General features: G+C 62.9%; 15 protein-coding genes. 9 read left to right on the top strand and 6 right to left on the bottom strand.

Annotation, left to right across the window (positions count from 1 at the left end):
- Positions 1 to 62 precede the first annotated feature (62 nt).
- Positions 63 to 632 carry a thioredoxin family protein gene (locus EB235_RS30130; RefSeq protein ID WP_027033762.1) on the top strand — a complete coding sequence of 190 codons (570 nt, stop codon included), beginning with the start codon at positions 63 to 65 and terminating at the stop codon, positions 630 to 632.
- 22 nt (positions 633 to 654) lie between these two features.
- On the top strand, positions 655 to 1,446 hold the full coding sequence (locus EB235_RS30135) for a DUF2189 domain-containing protein (RefSeq protein ID WP_027033761.1): 792 nt from the start codon (positions 655 to 657) through the stop codon (positions 1,444 to 1,446).
- 69 nt (positions 1,447 to 1,515) lie between these two features.
- Here EB235_RS30135 and EB235_RS30140 read toward each other — a convergent pair whose 3' ends face one another.
- From EB235_RS30140 to EB235_RS30165, 6 genes are all read right to left on the bottom strand, one after another.
- On the bottom strand, positions 1,516 to 1,776 hold the full coding sequence (locus EB235_RS30140; protein ID WP_051429791.1) for a hypothetical protein: 261 nt from the start codon (positions 1,774 to 1,776) through the stop codon (positions 1,516 to 1,518).
- A 16-nt stretch (positions 1,777 to 1,792) separates the two neighbouring features.
- Positions 1,793 to 2,992: a geranylgeranyl diphosphate reductase gene (locus tag EB235_RS30145; protein ID WP_208603645.1), complete on the bottom strand. Its 1,200-nt coding sequence runs from the start codon at positions 2,990 to 2,992 to the stop codon at positions 1,793 to 1,795.
- Positions 2,989 to 4,335 (bottom strand): BCD family MFS transporter, encoded by a 1,347-nt coding sequence (locus EB235_RS30150; protein WP_051429790.1) that lies wholly within the window; start codon positions 4,333 to 4,335, stop codon positions 2,989 to 2,991. The genes EB235_RS30145 and EB235_RS30150 overlap by 4 nt, the downstream gene beginning before the upstream one ends.
- A 1-nt stretch (position 4,336) precedes the next feature.
- Complete coding sequence (gene chlG, locus EB235_RS30155) at positions 4,337 to 5,245, bottom strand: chlorophyll synthase ChlG (RefSeq protein ID WP_027033759.1); 909 nt, start codon at positions 5,243 to 5,245, stop codon at positions 4,337 to 4,339.
- Between the two features lie 76 nt (positions 5,246 to 5,321).
- Positions 5,322 to 6,761 carry a transcriptional regulator PpsR gene (gene ppsR, locus EB235_RS30160; RefSeq protein WP_027033758.1) on the bottom strand — a complete coding sequence of 480 codons (1,440 nt, stop codon included), beginning with the start codon at positions 6,759 to 6,761 and terminating at the stop codon, positions 5,322 to 5,324.
- A 20-nt stretch (positions 6,762 to 6,781) separates the two neighbouring features.
- A complete protein-coding gene (locus EB235_RS30165; RefSeq protein WP_080680953.1) occupies positions 6,782 to 7,657 on the bottom strand; it encodes a cobalamin B12-binding domain-containing protein in 876 nt (291 codons plus the stop codon).
- A 295-nt stretch (positions 7,658 to 7,952) separates the two neighbouring features.
- Between EB235_RS30165 and bchF the strand changes: the two genes are divergently transcribed.
- From bchF to EB235_RS30200, 7 genes are read left to right on the top strand one after another with little or no spacing between them, the layout of a single operon-like run.
- Entirely contained in the window at positions 7,953 to 8,477 is a 525-nt protein-coding gene (bchF, locus tag EB235_RS30170) for a 2-vinyl bacteriochlorophyllide hydratase (RefSeq protein ID WP_027033756.1), read from the top strand.
- Complete coding sequence (locus EB235_RS30175; protein ID WP_027033755.1) at positions 8,474 to 9,766, top strand: ferredoxin:protochlorophyllide reductase (ATP-dependent) subunit N; 1,293 nt, start codon at positions 8,474 to 8,476, stop codon at positions 9,764 to 9,766. The genes bchF and EB235_RS30175 overlap by 4 nt, the downstream gene beginning before the upstream one ends.
- A complete protein-coding gene (gene bchB, locus EB235_RS30180; RefSeq protein WP_027033754.1) occupies positions 9,766 to 11,325 on the top strand; it encodes a ferredoxin:protochlorophyllide reductase (ATP-dependent) subunit B in 1,560 nt (519 codons plus the stop codon). The genes EB235_RS30175 and bchB overlap by 1 nt, the downstream gene beginning before the upstream one ends.
- Positions 11,300 to 15,052, top strand: a complete 3,753-nt coding sequence (locus tag EB235_RS30185) for a magnesium chelatase subunit H (protein WP_027033753.1) — start codon at positions 11,300 to 11,302, stop codon at positions 15,050 to 15,052. Before bchB ends, EB235_RS30185 begins: the two co-directional genes overlap by 26 nt.
- On the top strand, positions 15,049 to 15,966 hold the full coding sequence (gene bchL, locus EB235_RS30190; RefSeq protein WP_027033752.1) for a ferredoxin:protochlorophyllide reductase (ATP-dependent) iron-sulfur ATP-binding protein: 918 nt from the start codon (positions 15,049 to 15,051) through the stop codon (positions 15,964 to 15,966). The genes EB235_RS30185 and bchL overlap by 4 nt, the downstream gene beginning before the upstream one ends.
- On the top strand, positions 15,966 to 16,667 hold the full coding sequence (gene bchM, locus EB235_RS30195) for a magnesium protoporphyrin IX methyltransferase (protein ID WP_027033751.1): 702 nt from the start codon (positions 15,966 to 15,968) through the stop codon (positions 16,665 to 16,667). The genes bchL and bchM overlap by 1 nt, the downstream gene beginning before the upstream one ends.
- Positions 16,664 to 18,097, top strand: a complete 1,434-nt coding sequence (locus EB235_RS30200; protein WP_155256474.1) for a BCD family MFS transporter — start codon at positions 16,664 to 16,666, stop codon at positions 18,095 to 18,097. Before bchM ends, EB235_RS30200 begins: the two co-directional genes overlap by 4 nt.
- The last annotated feature ends 23 nt before the right edge of the window (positions 18,098 to 18,120 follow it).

The raw sequence follows: 18,120 nt of genomic DNA on the forward strand, positions 1-18,120 counted from the left end.
CATGGCAGTTTTACTGGTTCAAGATCTCGTCTGATCGCAGGCGCTGGTCGGAAAGCAGAGACATGGCGAGCATAGCTCCGGTTTGCGATTTTGGCTGGCCGGCGGTCGATGCCTCTCTGCAGGGTGTCGACGGCAGCCAATACTCTCTTCTTCAGCAGGCTGGCCGCAAAGGGCTGGTGATCGCATTCATCTGCAACCACTGCCCCTATGTAAAGGCCGTGATCGCGCGGATCGTGAGGGATGCGAGCGACCTCAAAGACCACGGCGTCGGCTTCGTCGCGATCAATTCCAACGATGCGCAGGCCTATCCCGAGGACTCCTTCGCCAACATGAAGCTGTTTGCCGCCACCAACGGCTTCGGTTTCCCCTATCTGCATGATGAGGACCAGTCCGTAGCACGCGCCTATGGCGCCGTTTGCACGCCTGACTTCTTTGGATTCAACAGCGATCCGAAGCTGCAATATCGCGGCCGTCTGGATGCCAGCCGCAAGCAGCAAGACGCGCCGGACCTGCGCCGGGATCTGTTTGAGTCCATGCTCGAGGTGGCGCGCACGGGCAATGGCCCGCGCGACCAGATCGCCTCGATCGGCTGTTCCATCAAATGGAAGGATGAACTGACGTTGCAATCGTAAACGCTAGCAAAAGGAAAATGTCATGGCCGAGTTTCATGTTATTTCCGGCGCGCAGATCACCTCGCGACCACTTGTGATCCGCAAGCTGCGCATGACGGATATCAACAGCGCCTTGCGAATGGGTTTGCAGGACTTCGTCGAAAAACCATCGCACTACGTGTTTCTCTGCCTCATTTATCCGATTGTCGGCGTCATCCTCATCACCTGGACTTCTGGCGGCAACACGCTGCAGCTCATCTACCCCCTGATGTCGGGCTTTGCCCTGCTGGGACCGTTGGCCGCGATTGGCCTCTATGAGATCAGCCGCCGGCGCGAACAGCGGCTGGATACATCCTGGTTCCATGCATTCGAGGTGCTGAAGTCGCCTGCCATTCCGGCAATGCTGGGGGTGGGTGCGCTCCTGCTGGCGCTGTTCGTCGCATGGATCTTCACCGCACAGGCGCTGTTTGACTGGCTCTATGGGCCGACGCTACCAACCTCTATCACAGCATTCGCCCATGAGGTTCTGACGACAAGGACAGGCTGGACACTGATCATACTGGGCAATCTCGCCGGGCTGGTTTTTGCTCTCATCGTGCTGACAACCACGGTTGTTGCGTTTCCTTTGCTGCTCGACAGGGATGTCGGAGCCTACCGAGCGATCGTGACGTCGGCACAGGTCATGGCCAAGAACCCGGTGCCGATTTTGTCCTGGGGGCTGATCGTGGCTGTCCTGCTGCTCCTGGGGTCATTGCCTCTGCTGGTCGGCCTGGCGGTTGTCATCCCAGTGCTCGGTCACTCGACCTGGCACCTCTATCGCAGGGCCGTCGTCTGAAGCAGGCGGCTCAACTTGCACCGTCTGCTTGCCATCTGCATCGGGCTTCATCCTGGTCCGATGCCGAAGCTAACGACTTAGGCGCATCAGCGTATCGCCTAGATGGGCGATGAAACCAAGGCCGAGCCACAGGGCGATAGCGGTGACCCCAGCGCCTGTCAGTGCGGCATGAAACGCCAGGATAAGAAACGCGCCTGACAGCGCGTTGGCGGCGAAGGGCAGTAAGGTTGCCCGGGTGCGCGCCAACCAGAGCACAAGCAGAAATTCGAGCCCGAGCACACCGAGCGCCACCCAGGCTATCGCCCCGCTCGAGACCAGGGACTCGATCATCGCTTGTTGCCTCCGGCTACTGAAATGCCAGCCGCAGCAGATGCCGCAGATCCTTGAAGAAAACCCTGACATGCGCCAGCGGGTCGGTGCGCACCAGCCGCTTGTTGAGATAGGACTCCCAAACCAGGCGCTGCACGTCGGCGTCTTCGCAAATCGCCACGAAACGCTCGCGGCGCTTGTCGTTGCGGTACCAGAAGCCCTGCATGAAACCCAGGATCAGGAAGACGCGCCCGTGTTTGCGCATGAAGCGGCTGCGCACACGCGCCAGCGCCTTGGGATTGTCGGTGGCCAGGAATTCCCCGGCAGCCTCCGCGGCCAGCCGGCCGCAATACATGGCGTAGTAGATGCCCTCGCCCGAAGACGGCGCGACGACGCCGGCCGCGTCTCCGACCAGAACCGTGTCCCTGCCATTGTCCCAGCGCCTGAGCGGCCTCAACGGGAGCGGCGCGCCTTCCTCCCGCAAGGTCTCTTGCCCGTCCAAGCCGGCGGCCTCGCGCAGCAGGCGGGTCGCTGTCTTGAGATCGAACCCCTTGATCGCACTGCCGACGCCGACGCTGGTCGTCTCGCCATGCGGAAACACCCAACCGTAGAAATCGGGGGAAATCTTACCGTGATAGTAGACGTCGCAGCGCTGCGGATCGAAGGCGGAGTGCAGGCCAACCGGCGAGCGGATGATTTCATGATAGGCAAAGACATAGGGCGGCCGCTTGTCCTTGCCGAACATCTGTCGCCTTACCGTCGAATTGGCGCCGTCGGCACCGACGATCATCCTGGCGGCGACGGTTTCGGTGACCCCATCCTTGCGCGTCAAACGCACGTCCAGCCCGCCATCATCGGCACGGCTGGCGCCCTCGAAGGTCGCGGCGACCACTGTTGCTCCGTTTGTTGCCGCCCTGTCGCGCAGCCAGACGTCGAACACGTCGCGATCGACCATGCCGACGAACCCACCATCGATCTTCATGTCGACGCTGGTGTTGGACGGCGCGAAGATACGCGCCGAGCGGATGCGCGCCGTCAGCATGGACGGAGGAATATCGAAATCCTTGATCAGCTTGGTCGGAATGGCGCCGCCGCAGGGTTTCGTTCGCCCTTCACGATCGAGCAGCAGCACACGCTTCCCCGCCAGCGCCAGATCGGTTGCTGCCGTGGCGCCGGCTGGCCCGCCGCCGACGACCACCACGTCGTACTCGGCACGCCTGGTTGCCGACATTGTCATTCCGCCGCCTGAAGTCCGCGACGGCGGGGCGACCGATGCATACCATTGGCCGGCACACGGCTCGCCCGCACGGAAGCGATTCGAAGCGCAATCGCGGCAGCGGCGAGGAAAATCAGTCCTTCGAGAAGGAACACGCTGCCATAGGCGATCGCAATCGAATCGCTGACCGCGCGCATCAGATCCACGGCGACTGTACCCGCAAAGCCGCCGAGGCCAAAGGCAACCGCTTGTGCGGCTCCCCAGAGTCCCATGCGCAATCCTATCTTGGACGGGCCGGCGGCACCGGCCAGCGCCATCATCGAACCGATCGCGGCCACCGCGAAGATGCCGTTGGAAAAACCGAGAACGAACACGTTCGCCGTCAGCGGCCATCCCGGCCCCGCGCTTGCCGAGGCAGCCAGTCCCGCCAGTGCCGCAGCTGAGAGCAGACAGCCGCCGACGGTGAAGTATTTGAGGATCGCGGGGATACGTCCGGCTAGCAGGCTGCCGGCGACACCGACCAGAACCATGCCACAGAAGACGCCACCGTTCTGCAAACCTGAAAGCTGGGTTGTCGCGCCAGGCGTCATGCCGAAGATCATGCCCGCGAACGGCTCGAGGATCAGGTCCTGCATGCTGTAAGCCATCATCGAAACGAAGACGAAGATGGTGAACAGCCGCGCCTGCGGGTCTGCCCAGGTATCGGCGAGGCTGTGACGGAAGGACACTGCGTGCACCGCAGGCTCAGTAGCACGGGCGACGCCGGATTTTTCGACGCCTGCTACAGCGACCATGGTCAACGCGACCGCCACCAACCCGGTGACGCCGGCCACCGCGATCAGCCTCGACATCGAGAACGGATCGAGGAATTTGCCGGAGATAACGGATGTGACCGCGATGCCGAGGATCATCATCAGCCAAACCAGGGTCGCAGCGGCGGGCCGGCGCTCGGGCGACACGGTCGACGCAAGCAGAGCCAGCAATGACGTTCCCGCAGCTCCGACGCCAATGCCGATCAGAATGAAATCGAAGATCGCCAGCAGCAGGCCGACAGTGAAATTGTCGACCATGAGCGATGTCGCCATCGCCGCGCCGAGCCCCCCCAATGCAAGCAAGGCAATGCCGCCGATGATCCAGGGCGTGCGACGGCCGCCCTTGTCCGACCCATGCCCCCACAAGGGTCTGGCAATCTGGACGCCATAGTGCAGCCCGACCAGCGCTCCGGGCACCATTGCCGCGAGATTGAGTTCGACGACCATGATCCGGTTCAGCGTCGAGGTTGTGAGCACGACAATCGCGCCAAGCGCTGCCTGCACAAGGCCCAGCCGAAAGATACCGAACCAACCAAGAGACCGCGTTTGCATGTCATCCTCCCTGCATGGCGCGCAAGGCGAAGGCGCTCGCCAGCATGCCGAACACATACGTCGTCGTGCCTGTCGCGTTGTACCAGGACGCCCGGCGCAATGGATCCTTGAGCATCCGCAGCATGCAGAGCCCCTGCCCAACCAGAAGCGCCGCCACGATCAAGGCGTGGATGGCAAACCCCCACCACGACAAGAGGCCGATCACTGCCAGTTGCGGTGCTCCCATGATCAGACAGGCGATGCGCGCGGCGCGATCGACGCCATAAACCGCGGGCAGGCTCGCCAAACCCATCTGGCGATCACCCTCCACGGACTTGAAATCATTGAGTGTCATGATCCCATGCGCGCCGACGCTGTAAAGCAGCGCAATCCAAAGCGTTGCGTAGCCGGGAAAGGCGCCGCTGGCAGCAGCAGCCGCCGTGAACCAGGGAAGGCCCTCATAGCATAGCCCGACCGCGCCGGGGCCATACCAGCCGCTGCGCTTCAGCCGCAGCGGCGGTGCGCTGTAGAACCAGGCCAAGGCCAGCCCGACGATCGCCGCACCAAAAACCCACGGACCAAGCCAATAGGCCACCGCGAGCGACAGGAGAGTGTTGGCGACGGCAACGAAAAATCCCCATCGCCCGGGCATGCGCCCTGAGGGGATTACGCGGTTCGGCTCGTTGATGGCATCGACTTCGCGGTCATACCAGTCGTTTACGGCCTGGCTGGTGCCGCATACCAGCGGGCCTGCCAGCAATATTCCAGCGACCACATAGGGCCAACGATCGCTGATCGAAACGCCTGAAGAAACCACGCCGCAGCCGAAGGCCCACATCGGCGCGAACCAGGTTATCGGCTTCAGAAGCTCGACCGTTGCGGCGAGTGAGGGAACCGTGGGCTTGGACCGTGCAACGACCTGCTGGGACATGCCTGACGATAACTTTTACACTATAATGCGTCAACAAAATTTGACACTTTTGGTGTAAACGCCAGGCGGAGGGTTTTTAGTCCTCGTCCTCTTCTACGTCCGAAATGCCGTAGCGCTTAAGCTTGATGTAAAGACTCTGCCGGCTAAGGCCGAGCATGTCGGCTGCCGATGCCCGGTTGTTGTCGGTCAGGCGCAGGGCCGCTTCTATGCAGAGTTTTTCGATGATATCCGCCGTGTCACGCACCAGGTCCTTCAACGGCACGCGGCCAACCAGATCGGTGAACTGGGTTGCCGAGCCTTGACGGTCGGTGACACCGCCTGGCTGAATGGTTTCGGTTCGCGCTGCCTCGCGTATGACGAAGCCGAACAGCGGTCCTTCGCGGCCTGCAATTCTTGCCGCCGACACGTCGACCGACTCGGTTCCGCCCAGTTCGTCACGCACCACCGAGGAGAACCGTCGCACGGTCCCATGTTCGCGCAGATTTGCCATCAGCACCTGAAGGTCAACGCTCGACCCACCCAGCCATTTGTCGAGGCTCTTGTCCTCGATCCGGTCAAGCGTCACAACCCTGATCAGATCGAGAAAGGCGGGGTTGGCCTCGACGATCTTGCCCTCGGCATTGACGATGACGATGCCTTCCGGAAGGCTGTCGACTACCGAAACCATGTTGGCATCGGACGCCGACGAAGAGTTGGCGCGCGCCGGTTCCTCGCTAGCGAAACAGACCAGAAGGTTGGTCTTGCCAAACTCGCGAAACGGCGTCACCCGAATCTGCATGTAACGATCCAGCGTTGCCGGCCTCGCCCTGAAGACATCGGCGCGGGCTCTTGCGCCAAGCGCTGTCAGCGATTCGATTGCGGCTCCCTGATCGGCTTTCGCGAATACGGAGGCGGCCGAGGAGCCGACGAGTTTCTTGACCGGCTTGCCAAACAGCTTGGCAGCATCCTCATTGGCGTCGAGGATCTTTAACGTCTGGGCTTCGACCACGATCAGCGGTTCGACGGCCAGGTGAAACAGAATCCGATAGCGCGATTCGATATCTCGAAGCTTTCGGTAGTCCTTCTCCATTTCGATCTGCGCCCGCACCAGGCGCTGCTGCATGTCGGCCATGGCCCGTAGATCGGTGCCGAGAGCCACCTTGTGCGGCCAGCTGGAAAAGGAGACGATCCGATAACCGACCGGCAAGTCGCTGCCTGTCTTGCCGGGATGATTCACCTGACGCGAGCGGGTCGGCGATGCGGTCGCCGCTTCCTGCAGCAGATCGCGTATCTTGTCGCGACTTTCAACGGTGACGGTGTCCTGCCAAAGCTTGCCCACCCATCCGTCGACATCCCAGGTCTTGAGGCCGCCGTCGCGGTAGGAAACATCCAGGATATGACCGGACCGGGCCAGAACAAGTGTTACGTCGGAATTGGCGGTGGCAAGGGCTGCCAATGCGTCCGCGCCCAATCCGGCAAACAGTTCATCGTTGGAACGGAACGAGCGGGACACCTCGCGGGAAACCTGCTTGTCCATAGGCAGTTTTCAAATCCTTGTTACTCGGCCGCAAGGCGCTCATTGGCAATCGTCTTCGACGTCACCACAGCTTCGGCCAGCGCAACCGCGGACGAAGCATCAACGGCGAGCAAGTCGAAGCCTGCGTTTACCGCACCTTGCGGATTTTGCATAACCAGACTACCGCCGGCCATCAGCACGACCGATTTGTTGCGCGACTTCGATCGCAGCTTGCGGACGATCGACACGAGGTCCGGAAGGTGCCGGTCGGCACTCACCGAGACCCCGATTATACGGTAGCTGTTCGACGCCACCAGCCGAAACATTTTCGCCGCCTCGTCACAGTCGCAGCAATCGACTTCCCAGCCGCTGCGGCGGAACGCGTCTTCCACGACGCAGAGGCCGAACATGTGCTGCTCGCCAGGAGCCGGCGTCAGGAGAGCACAGCGCGTCATATCGGGTGCCGCCACCGGCGGATGTTCGGATGTCAGGCGCCGGAACAGGCGCTGTATCCTGGACATCGCTATGGTGACCTTGACGAAATCGCATTCGTCCGCGCACCAGTTGTCGCCAATGACGCGCGCCGCCGGATCGAACAGCCTCTCCACCACTTTCTGCGGATCGCCGCACTCGGCAATCATGGCATCCACCATGGTGTCGCACTCGTCGGATTCCTCATCGAACAGCTGGTCGACAAACCTGGCGATGCGGTTGCGATGAAGATCCGTTACCTGCTGGATCAGGGCGCGCCTGCGTTCGATGCTTTCCATCAGCCACTGGTCTGCCAATTCAGGCATCAGACCGGAAACGATCGTTTCGGTCATACCCGAGGGTCGCGCCGCCGGCATTTCCTTGGAGGAAATGAAATCGTATCTGCCGCCGGCTTTTCCTGAAAGGCTTATGCGACCCTGGGCCATGATTGGCGATCCCACTCGTTCGCCAACGAAAAAAACACATGCGGTCGTAGTCGCCGCTCTTCGGCTTGAACCGTGCCCGAGCGGGCCAGATCAAGTCGCGCATTTTTCGCGCTGAAGTTTCTCTCCTGCAAAAAACATACTTTGAGTTTTTTCAGATTTCCAGCCCAAAACGTACCGCTGCACAGGTTGGGTGTAAATATTTTTTTACGTCATGTTTTGTTGACACTTTTTGGAATCGGGGATTACATTCCGCTGACTGCGAACGAACCAAAAAACAGGGAGGCGGTCGAAGGACGTGACAAAGTCTGGCAGCTTCAGCGCATCAGACCGACCGCAATGGCTCTACACGCCTGAACAGCGCCGTCGCCGTGACGCTTCCCGCTGGACCCTGGTTCAAGGTCTTCTCGCTCCGTTCCAGTTCCTCGTCTTCCTCGTCAGTCTCGGCCTGATCTGCCGCTACCTGGCAACCGGCGAAGGGCTGGCAGCAGCCAACGGCTCCATCATCGTCAAGACGCTCGTTCTCTATACCATCATGGTCACCGGCTCGATCTGGGAAAAAGTCGTCTTCGGCAAGTGGCTTTTCGCGAAGGCCTTCTTCTGGGAAGACGTGTTCAGCATGCTGGTGCTGGCGCTTCATACCGCCTATCTGATCTGCCTTTTCAATGGTCTGCTCGACAAGCAGGCGCTGATGGTCCTGGCTCTGGCCGCCTATGCCAGCTACGTGATCAACGCGACCCAGTTCATTCTCAAGCTCCGCGCTGCACGGCTCGGCGCAAGGACTTCAGCGGTCGCTGGTAGGACGCTGGAGACAGCGTCATGAACGCCCCGGCGAACCTGCCCGGCACCGCCGCTGACTGCGGCCCCGCGCAACCGCTGCGCCAACGCGGCCAGCACGAGGTGTTCTGCGGGCTGACCTCGATCATCTGGCTGCATCGCAAGATGCAGGATGCCTTCTTCCTGGTGGTCGGCTCGCGTACCTGCGCGCATCTGATGCAGTCGGCGGCCGGCGTCATGATCTTTGCCGAGCCGCGTTTCGCTACCGCCGTCATCGACGAGCGCGACCTGGCGGGCATGGCCGATGTGCATGAAGAACTCGACAAAGTCGTCGCAAAGCTGCTGTCGCGTCGCCCCGACATAAGGCTGCTTGTGCTGGTGGGCTCCTGCCCTTCGGAAGTGATCAAACTCGACCTCGCCAAGGCGGCAGAGCGCCAAGGCGCACTGCATGGCCCGGCTGTTCGCTTCCTGCACTATTCAGGCAGTGGCATCGAAACAACTTTCACGCAGGGCGAAGACAATTTCCTGGCCGCGCTGGTCGAGAACCTGCCGGCTGAGCCCGCCGACGCCAAGCCTTCGCTGATCATCGCCGGAGCACTTGCCGACGTCGTCGAAGACCAGTTCCGACGTATCTTCGAGGCACTTGGCCTCGGTCCGATCTCATTCCTGCCGCCGCGTTCGTCGACGGCGCTGCCGCATGTCGGGCCGAACACCCGGCTGTTGCTGGCGCAACCCTTCCTGGGCGAAATGGCAAAGACGCTGGAGCGGCGTGGCGCCAGGCATCTGATGGCGCCGTTCCCGCTTGGCGAGGAAGGCACGACGGCATGGCTCAAGGCAGCGGCCGACGCGTTCGGTATCGAGCCAGGACGCTTCGCCGCGATCACCGGGCCTGGCCGAGCCCGTGCGAAGCTGGCTGTCGAAAAATCGCGGCCGACACTTGAAGGCAAGCGCATATTCTTCTTCCCCGACTCGCAGCTTGAACCGGCGATGGCGCGCTTCCTGCATCGCGAGCTCGGTTGCGACATCGTCGAGATCGGCACGCCGTTCCTGCATCGCCATCACCTGGCCGGCGAGTTCGAGCTGTTGCCCGACAACGTCTTCGTCAGTGAAGGCCAGGACGTCGACCGGCAACTCGACCGCTGCCGCGCGCAAAAGCCCGACCTCGTGGTCTGCGGCATGGGCCTTGCCAACCCGCTGGAGGCGGAAGGCATCGCCACCAAATGGTCAATCGAACTCGTCTTCACACCGGTGCAAGGCTACGAGCAGGCAGGCGATCTCGCCGAACTGTTCGTGCGACCCTTCGCGCGCCGCGAGCGGCTGAAGGTGAGCGCCTGATGCAACTCACGGTCTGGACATATGAAGGCCCCCCGCATGTCGGCGCAATGCGCATCGCGGCGTCTATGCGCGGCGTGCACTTCGTCCTGCACGCGCCGCAGGGCGACACCTATGCCGATCTGCTTTTCACCATGATCGAGCGCCGCTCGACGCGGCCGCCGGTAACCTACACGACCTTCCAGGCGCGTGACCTCGGCAGCGACACGGCGGAGATTTTCAAGACCGCTTGCCGCGAAGCGGTCGAGCGTTTCCGCCCCGATGCAGTCCTGGTCGGTGCATCGTGCACTGCCGAGCTCATCCAGGACAATCCCGGTGGTTTGGCTGCGGCGCTGAACCTCGACATTCCAGTGGTGAATCTCGAACTGCCTTCCTACCAGAAGAAGGAAAACTGGGGTGCGGCCGAGACCTTCTACCGGCTGGTTCGTGCCTTCGCCCCTGCCCCGGTCGGCGTTGCCGCGGCCCGCACGCCAGGCAGAGTGTGCAACATCCTCGGTCCCGCGTCGCTTGGCTTTCGCCATCGCGACGACATCGTCGAGGTGAGGAAGTTGGTCGAAAGCCTCGGCGTCACGATCAACGTCGTGGCGCCACTCGGCGCCAGCGTCGCCGATCTCGCCAGGCTGCCCGAAGCCGATTTCAACATCGTTCTCTATCCGGAAATCGGCGGCGTCACGGCCGACTGGCTGAAGCGCAACCATGGCCAGCCCTTCGTCGCCATCCAGCCCATCGGAGCGCTGGCGACAGAGGCTTTCGTCGAGGCGGTAGCGAAAGCCGCCGGCATCAAAGCCCAGGACATTCCAGAGACGCGATCGCGCCTGCCCTGGTATTCGCGATCGGTCGATTCGACCTATCTGACCGGCAAGCGCGTCTTCATCTTCGGCGATGCCACCCATGCGGTGGCGGCAGCACACATCGCGGCCAAGGAGCTTGGCTTCACCGTGTGCGGCCTTGGCACCTATTCGCGCGAATTCGCCCGAGAGGTTCGTGCGGCGGCGGCGGAGTACGGCGTCGAGCCGCTGATCTCGGACGATCACCTGGCCGTCGAGGACGCCATCATTTCCGCCCAGCCGGAGCTGGTGCTGGGCACGCAGATGGAACGGCATGTCGCCAAGCGGCTGCGCATACCTTGTGCCGTCATCTCCTCGCCCGTGCATGTGCAGGATTTTCCGGCGCGCTATTCGCCGCAAATGGGCGTCGAAGGCGCCAACGTCATTTTCGACTCGTGGGTCCATCCCCTGATGATGGGGCTCGAGGAACATCTGCTGCACATGTTCCGCGACGATTTCGAGTTCAACGACACGGCCCAGCCGTCGCACCTCTCCCAAGGCGCTCCTGCCGCCGCCAGCGCGCAGGAAGAGCACGCGGCGGCGGCAGGGAGCCCGCTGATCGAGGTGCCCGCAACGCTGCAATGGGCTGACGAAGCCGAGCGCGAACTCAAGAAGATCCCCTTCTTCGTGCGCGGAAAAGCGCGCCGCAACACCGAGAGATTTGCCTCCGAGAACGGTCTTCGGACCATAACGCTTGAGACATTGTACGATGCCAAGGCCCATTTCAGCCGCTGACGTCACGCCGGTGCGCGTGGTCATCGTAACGATGGACACCCATCTTGCGAGTGCCACGGACCGTGCTCGCAAAGTGCTGGTGCGCGAACTGCCAGGATTGTCGATCGCGCTCCATGCGGCGACCGAATTTTCCGGCGATGACGACAGCCTTGCGCGCTGCCGTGCCGACATCGCTAGCGCCGATATCGTGCTCAATGCGATGCTTTTCATGGAAAGCCAGTTCACGCCGATCATGCCCGACCTCAGGGCGCGGGCGCAGACTTGCGACGCCATGGTCAGCATCCTTTCCGACAGCGACGTGATGAAGCTGACGCGGATCGGTCGTTTCCGAATGGACAGCCCGCAAGGCGGCGCGCTGGGTTTCCTCAAACGTCTCAAGGGCAGTGGCAAGGACCGCAAGGCCAGTGTCGGCTCGCAGCAGATGAAGATGCTGAAGCGCATTCCTCAGATCCTGCGCTTCATCCCCGGCACCGCCCAGGACGTGCGCGCCTATTTCCTGACCTTGCAGTACTGGCTGGCGGGATCCGACGAAAACATCGCCAACATGATCCGGGCGCTGATCGACCGTTACGCCGATGGCGCACGGAAGCATTTGCGCGGGACACTTAAGGTTGCCGCTCCCGTTGCCTATCCGGAAGTCGGTGTCTACCACCCGCGTATGCCAGGCAGGATCGCCGAGCGCGCGGAAGCGCTGCCGCGCGAAGGAAAGCGCGGCACGGTCGGCCTGCTTGGCATGCGCTCCTATATGCTTGCCGGCAACGCCGACCACTATGACGGCGTCATCCGGGCGATCGAGGCGCGCGGCCTCAACGTCGTTCCAGCCTTTTCAAGCGGGCTCGATTCGCGTCCGGCGATCGAGAAGTTCTTCATGAAGGACGGTCGCACGACGGTCGACGCGCTGGTCTCGCTGACCGGTTTTTCACTGGTCGGCGGCCCTGCCTACAATGACGCAAGCTCGGCCGAGGATGTGCTGGCGAGGCTCGATGTGCCTTATGTCGCCGGCCACCCCGCCGAACTGCAGACGCTGGAGCAGTGGGGGGCGTCCGACCGCGGTCTGCTGCCGGTCGAATCGACGATCATGGTGGCTATCCCCGAACTTGACGGCGCCACTGGCCCGATCGTGTTCGGCGGCCGATCCGACCACGCCGGCAAGGCCTGCACCGGCTGCCATCGCGGCTGCACTTTCTCCACCGGCGACAACAACCGCGACATGCATTCCTGCGTCGAACGGGCAGAAATGCTGGCGTCGCGCGTCGACCGTCTGGTGCGGTTGCGGCGCACAGAACGCGCCAAGCGCAAGGTGGCGGTCGTGCTCTTCAACTTCCCGCCCAATGCCGGCAACACCGGCACGGCTGCCTACCTGTCGGTCTTTGCCTCGCTTCACATGACGCTTTGCGCCATGAAGCGCGAAGGCTATGCGGTGGATGTGCCCGCCACCGTCGATGAATTGCGGGCCAGGATCATCGACGGCAATCGCGAGCGGTTCGGCACGCACGCCAACGTACATACCCGGATTTCCGCCGACACCCATGTGCGCCGCGAACGCTGGCTCTACGAGATTGAAAGGCAGTGGGGCCCCGCCCCCGGCCGCCAGCAAAGCGACGGCTCCTCGATCTTCGTGCTCGGCGCGCAGTTCGGCAATGTCTTCGTCGGCGTGCAGCCGGCCTTCGGCTACGAAGGCGACCCGATGCGTCTGCTGTTCGAAAAGGGCTTTGCGCCGACACATGCCTTCTCGGCGTTCTACGGCTACCTGCGCGAGGATTTCGGCGCCGACGCTGTCCTTCATTTCGGCACACATGGCTCGCTCGAATTCATGCCGGGCAAGCAGTCCGGCCTGTCTGCCCGAGATTGGCCTGACCGGCTGATCGGTGACTTGCCCAATCTCTATCTCTACGCCGCCAACAATCCGTCAGAAGGCGCGATTGCCAAGCGGCGCTCGGCGGCGACGCTGATCAGCTACCTGACGCCGCCGATCGCCCATGCCGGACTGTATCGCGGCCTGCTCGACCTCAAGGCGACGATCGAGCGTTGGCGCGGCCTGGCGCCGGATGCCGCCAGTGAGCGGTCTGAACTCGGCGTGCTTATCCAGGCGCAGGCAGCGGCCGTTGACCTCGCAACAGCCGAGCCCGCCTGGGGCGCGCGGACCGAAACCTGCATTCGCGACCTGTCGCAGCAGATCCTCGAGCTGGAATACACCTTGATCCCGCACGGATTGCACGTCGTCGGCAAGGCGCTGTCTGAGATCGAGCGCGTCGACATGCTGCTTGCCGTCGCCGAGGCTGGTCATTCGCTGCGCCTCGACCGCGCGGTCGCCGAGGCGATCGTCGGCGGCGCCACTGTCGAGGCGTCGCTGCTGCGCGCCGGCCTGCCAGCCGACGAAACAACGGTCATTGCCCTTCGCACCCTTGCGGCGACCGATCGGCTGCTGGCACAGGACCATGAAATCCCGGCCATCCTGCGCGCACTCGACGGGCGTTTCATGCGGCCCGCGCCCGGAGGCGATGTGCTGCGCACACCGGAAATCCTGCCGACGGGTCGCAATCTGCACGGCTTCGACCCGTTCCGCATCCCGAGCGCCTTTGCCGTCGCCGATGGCGCACGTCAGGCGCAACGCATCATCGATCGTCACATGGCCGATGGCCAGCCTCTGCCCGAAACCGTCGCCATCGTCCTGTGGGGCACCGACAATCTGAAGAACGAGGGCGGCCCGATCGCCCAGGCGCTGGCGCTGATCGGCGCTCGGCCCCGTTTCGACAATTATGGCCGCATCGCCGGCGCAACGCTGGTGCCGATCGTCGAGCTCGGCCGGCCGCGCATCGATGTCATCGCCACGCTGTCGGGCATTTTCCGCGACCTGCTGCCGTTGCAGATCAAGCTGCTTGCCGAAGCGGCGTTCATGGCGGCTTCGGCCGACGAGCCGGTGGAGATGAACTTCATCCGCAAGCACGCGCTGGCCCACCAGGCCGAAACCGGCTGCGACCTGGAAACCGCGGCGCTGCGCGTCTTCGGCAACGCCGAGGGCGCCTATGGATCGAACGTGAACCATCTAATCGAGAACAGCGGCTGGGAGTGCGAAGACGAGCTTGCCGAGACCTATTCGCGCCGCAAGGGTTTTGCCTATGGCCGCTCCGGCACGCCCGCAAAGCAGACGGCCCTGCTGCAGAGCGTGCTTGCCGGGGTCGACCTCGCCTACCAGAACCTTGATTCGGTCGAGCTCGGTGTCACCACGGTCGACCATTACTTCGACACGCTCGGCGGCATCAGCCGCGCCGTGCGCCGCGCCAAGGGCCAGTCCGCGCCGGTCTACATCGGTGACCAGACGCGTGGCGAAGGCGTCGTGCGCTCACTGTCCGAACAGGTCGCCATCGAGTCGCGCACCCGCATGCTGAACCCGAAATGGTATGAGGGCATGCTCAGCCACGGCTACGAAGGCGTGCGCCAGATCGAAGAGCATGTGCGCAACACGATGGGCTGGTCCGCCACGACCGGCCAGGTTCAGCCCTGGGTCTATCAGCAGCTGACGCAGACCTTCGTGCTCGATCCGGAAATGCGCGAGCGCCTCTCGGCACTCAATCCGACCGCTTCCTCGCGGATGGCGAACCGTCTGATCGAAGCGCATGAACGGCACTACTGGACGCCCGATCCCGAAATGCTCGACGCGTTGCGTCTGGCCGGGGAAGAACTCGAAGACCGTGTCGAAGGCATCGGTGTGGAGGTTGCAGCATGAACGTTTACACGCATCCAAGGGTCGCTCATGACGAGGCGGTGCGGGCCAAAAAACTCGATGGCGAGGGCAGCGTGCAGGTCATGCTCGATCCTGACGTCACCATCGAGACCGCCAAGGTTTTCGCCATCTATGGCAAGGGCGGGATCGGCAAATCGACGACGTCGTCGAACCTGTCGGTGGCCTTCTCGAAGCTCGGCAAGCGCGTGCTTCAGATAGGCTGCGACCCCAAGCACGATTCGACCTTCACGCTGACCAAGTCGCTGATCCCGACGGTGATCGACATTCTGGAAAAGGTCGATTTTCACACCGAGGAACTGCGCGCGGAGGATTTCGTCTTCGACGGCTACAACGGCGTCAAATGCGTTGAGGCAGGCGGACCGCCGGCCGGCACCGGATGCGGCGGTTATGTCGTTGGGCAGACCGTCAAACTGCTGAAGGAACATCACCTGCTCGAAGATACCGACGTGGTGATCTTCGACGTGCTCGGCGACGTGGTCTGTGGCGGCTTTGCTTCGCCTCTGCAGCATGCCGAACGGGCGCTGGTGGTGGCCGCAAACGATTTCGATTCGATCTTTGCCATGAACCGCATCATCGCGGCGATCAAGGCAAAGTCGAAGAACTACAATGTCCGGCTCGGCGGCGTCATCGCCAACCGCAGCCGCGAGACTGACCAGATCGACCGCTTCAACGAGGCGATCGGGCTGAAGCGCCTTGCCCATTTCGGCGAGGTCGATGCCGTGCGTCGCAGCCGGCTGAAGAAGTCGACGCTGTTCGAAATGGAAGAGTCGCCGGAAGTGCTGAAGGTCTGCGCCGAGTACATGCAGCTCGCCGAGATCCTCTGGAGCGGCGGCGAGGCATTCGACGTCACGCCGATGAAAGACCGTGAGATTTTCGATTTCCTGGGGTTCGACTGATGGATGGGCTGACCTATCAACGCCGTCGCGGCGAGATCCAGACTTACTTCGACCGCACCGCGGTGGAGGCCTGGAAGCGTTTCGCGACCGAGGCGCCGCTTGGGCGCATCCGCGCCACGGTGCGCGACGGACGGGCACGGATGCGGGCGCTGATGCTGGCGTCCCTGCCGGAGGACCTTTCGGGTTGGCGCGTGCTCGATGCCGGCTGCGGCACCGGCGCGATGTCGATCGAACTGGCAAGGCGTGGCGCCAGCGTGCTGGGCATCGATCTGGCCCCCGAGATCATCCGCTTCGCCGCGGAGACCTTGCCGGACGATATCGGAACCGGCCGGATCGAGTTCAAAGCCGGCGATATGCTGTCGCGCACGCATGGCGAGTTCGACGCGGTGGTGGCGATGGACTCACTGATCCACTACCAGATGGATGACGCCGTTCTGGCGCTGGCCAGCCTGGCGCGGCGGACAAGGCATGCGATCGTCTTCACCTTTGCGCCGCGCACGCCGATGCTTGCCGTCATGCATGCGACGGGCCGTCTGTTCCCACGCTCGGACCGGGCGCCGTCGATCGTTCCGGTCAGGCCGGATGCGATTGCGCGCGACATCGCCCAGCAGCCGGAACTCAACGGGTGGCAGGCGCGCCGCACGCAACGGGTATCGCACGGCTTTTACACATCCCAGATGATGGAGATCGCCCGGCCATGATTATCGGAGGCAACAGGCTGGCCAGACAATGGCTGAAGGTGGGCACGCGCTTCCTGCCGTTCGCCGACGCCGCGAGCGAGGGGCTGCCGCTTGGCCGCATCATCCGGCTATCGCTGTTCCAGGTTTCCGTCGGCATGGCGATGGTGCTTCTGACCGGCACCCTCAACCGCGTGATGATCGTCGAGCTCGGTGTTCCGGCTTCTGTTGTCGCGCTCATGGTGGCGCTGCCGATCGTGTTCGCTCCGGCGCGTGCGCTGATCGGCCATCGCTCGGATACGTACCGCTCATTTCTTGGCTGGCGTCGCGTGCCCTTCATCTGGATGGGCACCATGCTGCAGTTTGGCGGCTTTGCTTTCATGCCTTTCGCGCTGCTGGTGCTGACGGGTGAAGGTCAGGCAGCGGTGCCCTATGCCGGAGAAATCGGTGCCGCCCTGTCGTTCCTGCTGGTCGGCGCGGGGATACACACCACGCAGACGGCCGGCCTTGCGCTGGCCTGCGATCTAGCGCCAGACGACAAGCGTCCGCGCGTGGTGGCATTGCTCTATGTCATGCTTCTGGTCGGCATGCTGTTTTCGGCACTGTTCTTCTCGGAAGTGCTCTCCAATTTCAGCCATATAAGACTGATCCAGGTCGTCCAGGGCGCCGCCCTGATCACCATGGTGCTCAACGTCATCGCGCTGTGGAAGCAGGAGGGCCGCAACCCGTCGCGCACCGATCCCAATCGCGACCGGGCAGCGTTCAAGGATTCGTGGTCGGTGTTTGCAAGCTCGGCCCGCGCCAAGCGCCTGCTGGTCACCGTGGCGCTCGGCACAGCCGCATTTTCGATGCAGGACGTGCTGCTTGAACCCTATGGCGGCCAGATCCTGCATCTTGGCGTTAGTGCAACGACCATGCTGACCGCGCTTATGTCTTGCGGGACCATTGTCGGCCTGGCGCTGGCCGCGCGCGGACTGTCTTCTGGCATGGATCCATGCCGGCTTGCCGCCTTCGGCGCGCTTGCCGGACTGCCGGCCTTCGCTTGCGTCATCATGTCGGCTCCGCTCGAGTCGGTCGCGGTATTTCGCGCTGGTGCGGCGATGATCGGCTTTGGCAGCGGCCTGTTCGCCGTCGGCATGCTGACGGCGGCCATGGACCTGGCCCGCGCCAGCGACAGCGGGATAGCGCTGGGTGCCTGGGGTGCCGTGCAGGCGACGGCCGCGGGGCTCGCGGTCGGCACCGGAGGCGCGCTTCGGGACCTCATCCAGGCGCTTGCCGACAGAGGCATTCTGGGACCGGCATTCGCCGACCGCAACGCTGCCTATGGCGTTGTTTATCACACTGAAATCGCTCTTCTTTTTGCAACAATTGTCGCCATCGGGCCACTCGTTCGCTACGTGCGCGCTCCCGGCGAAGACCAACGACCATTCGGGCTGGCTGAATTCCCTGGCTAGACGACTGAACTGGGAGACAGGAC

It is taken from the genome of Mesorhizobium loti R88b (assembly GCF_013170845.1).
GTDB lineage: Bacteria > Pseudomonadota > Alphaproteobacteria > Rhizobiales > Rhizobiaceae > Mesorhizobium > Mesorhizobium loti_B.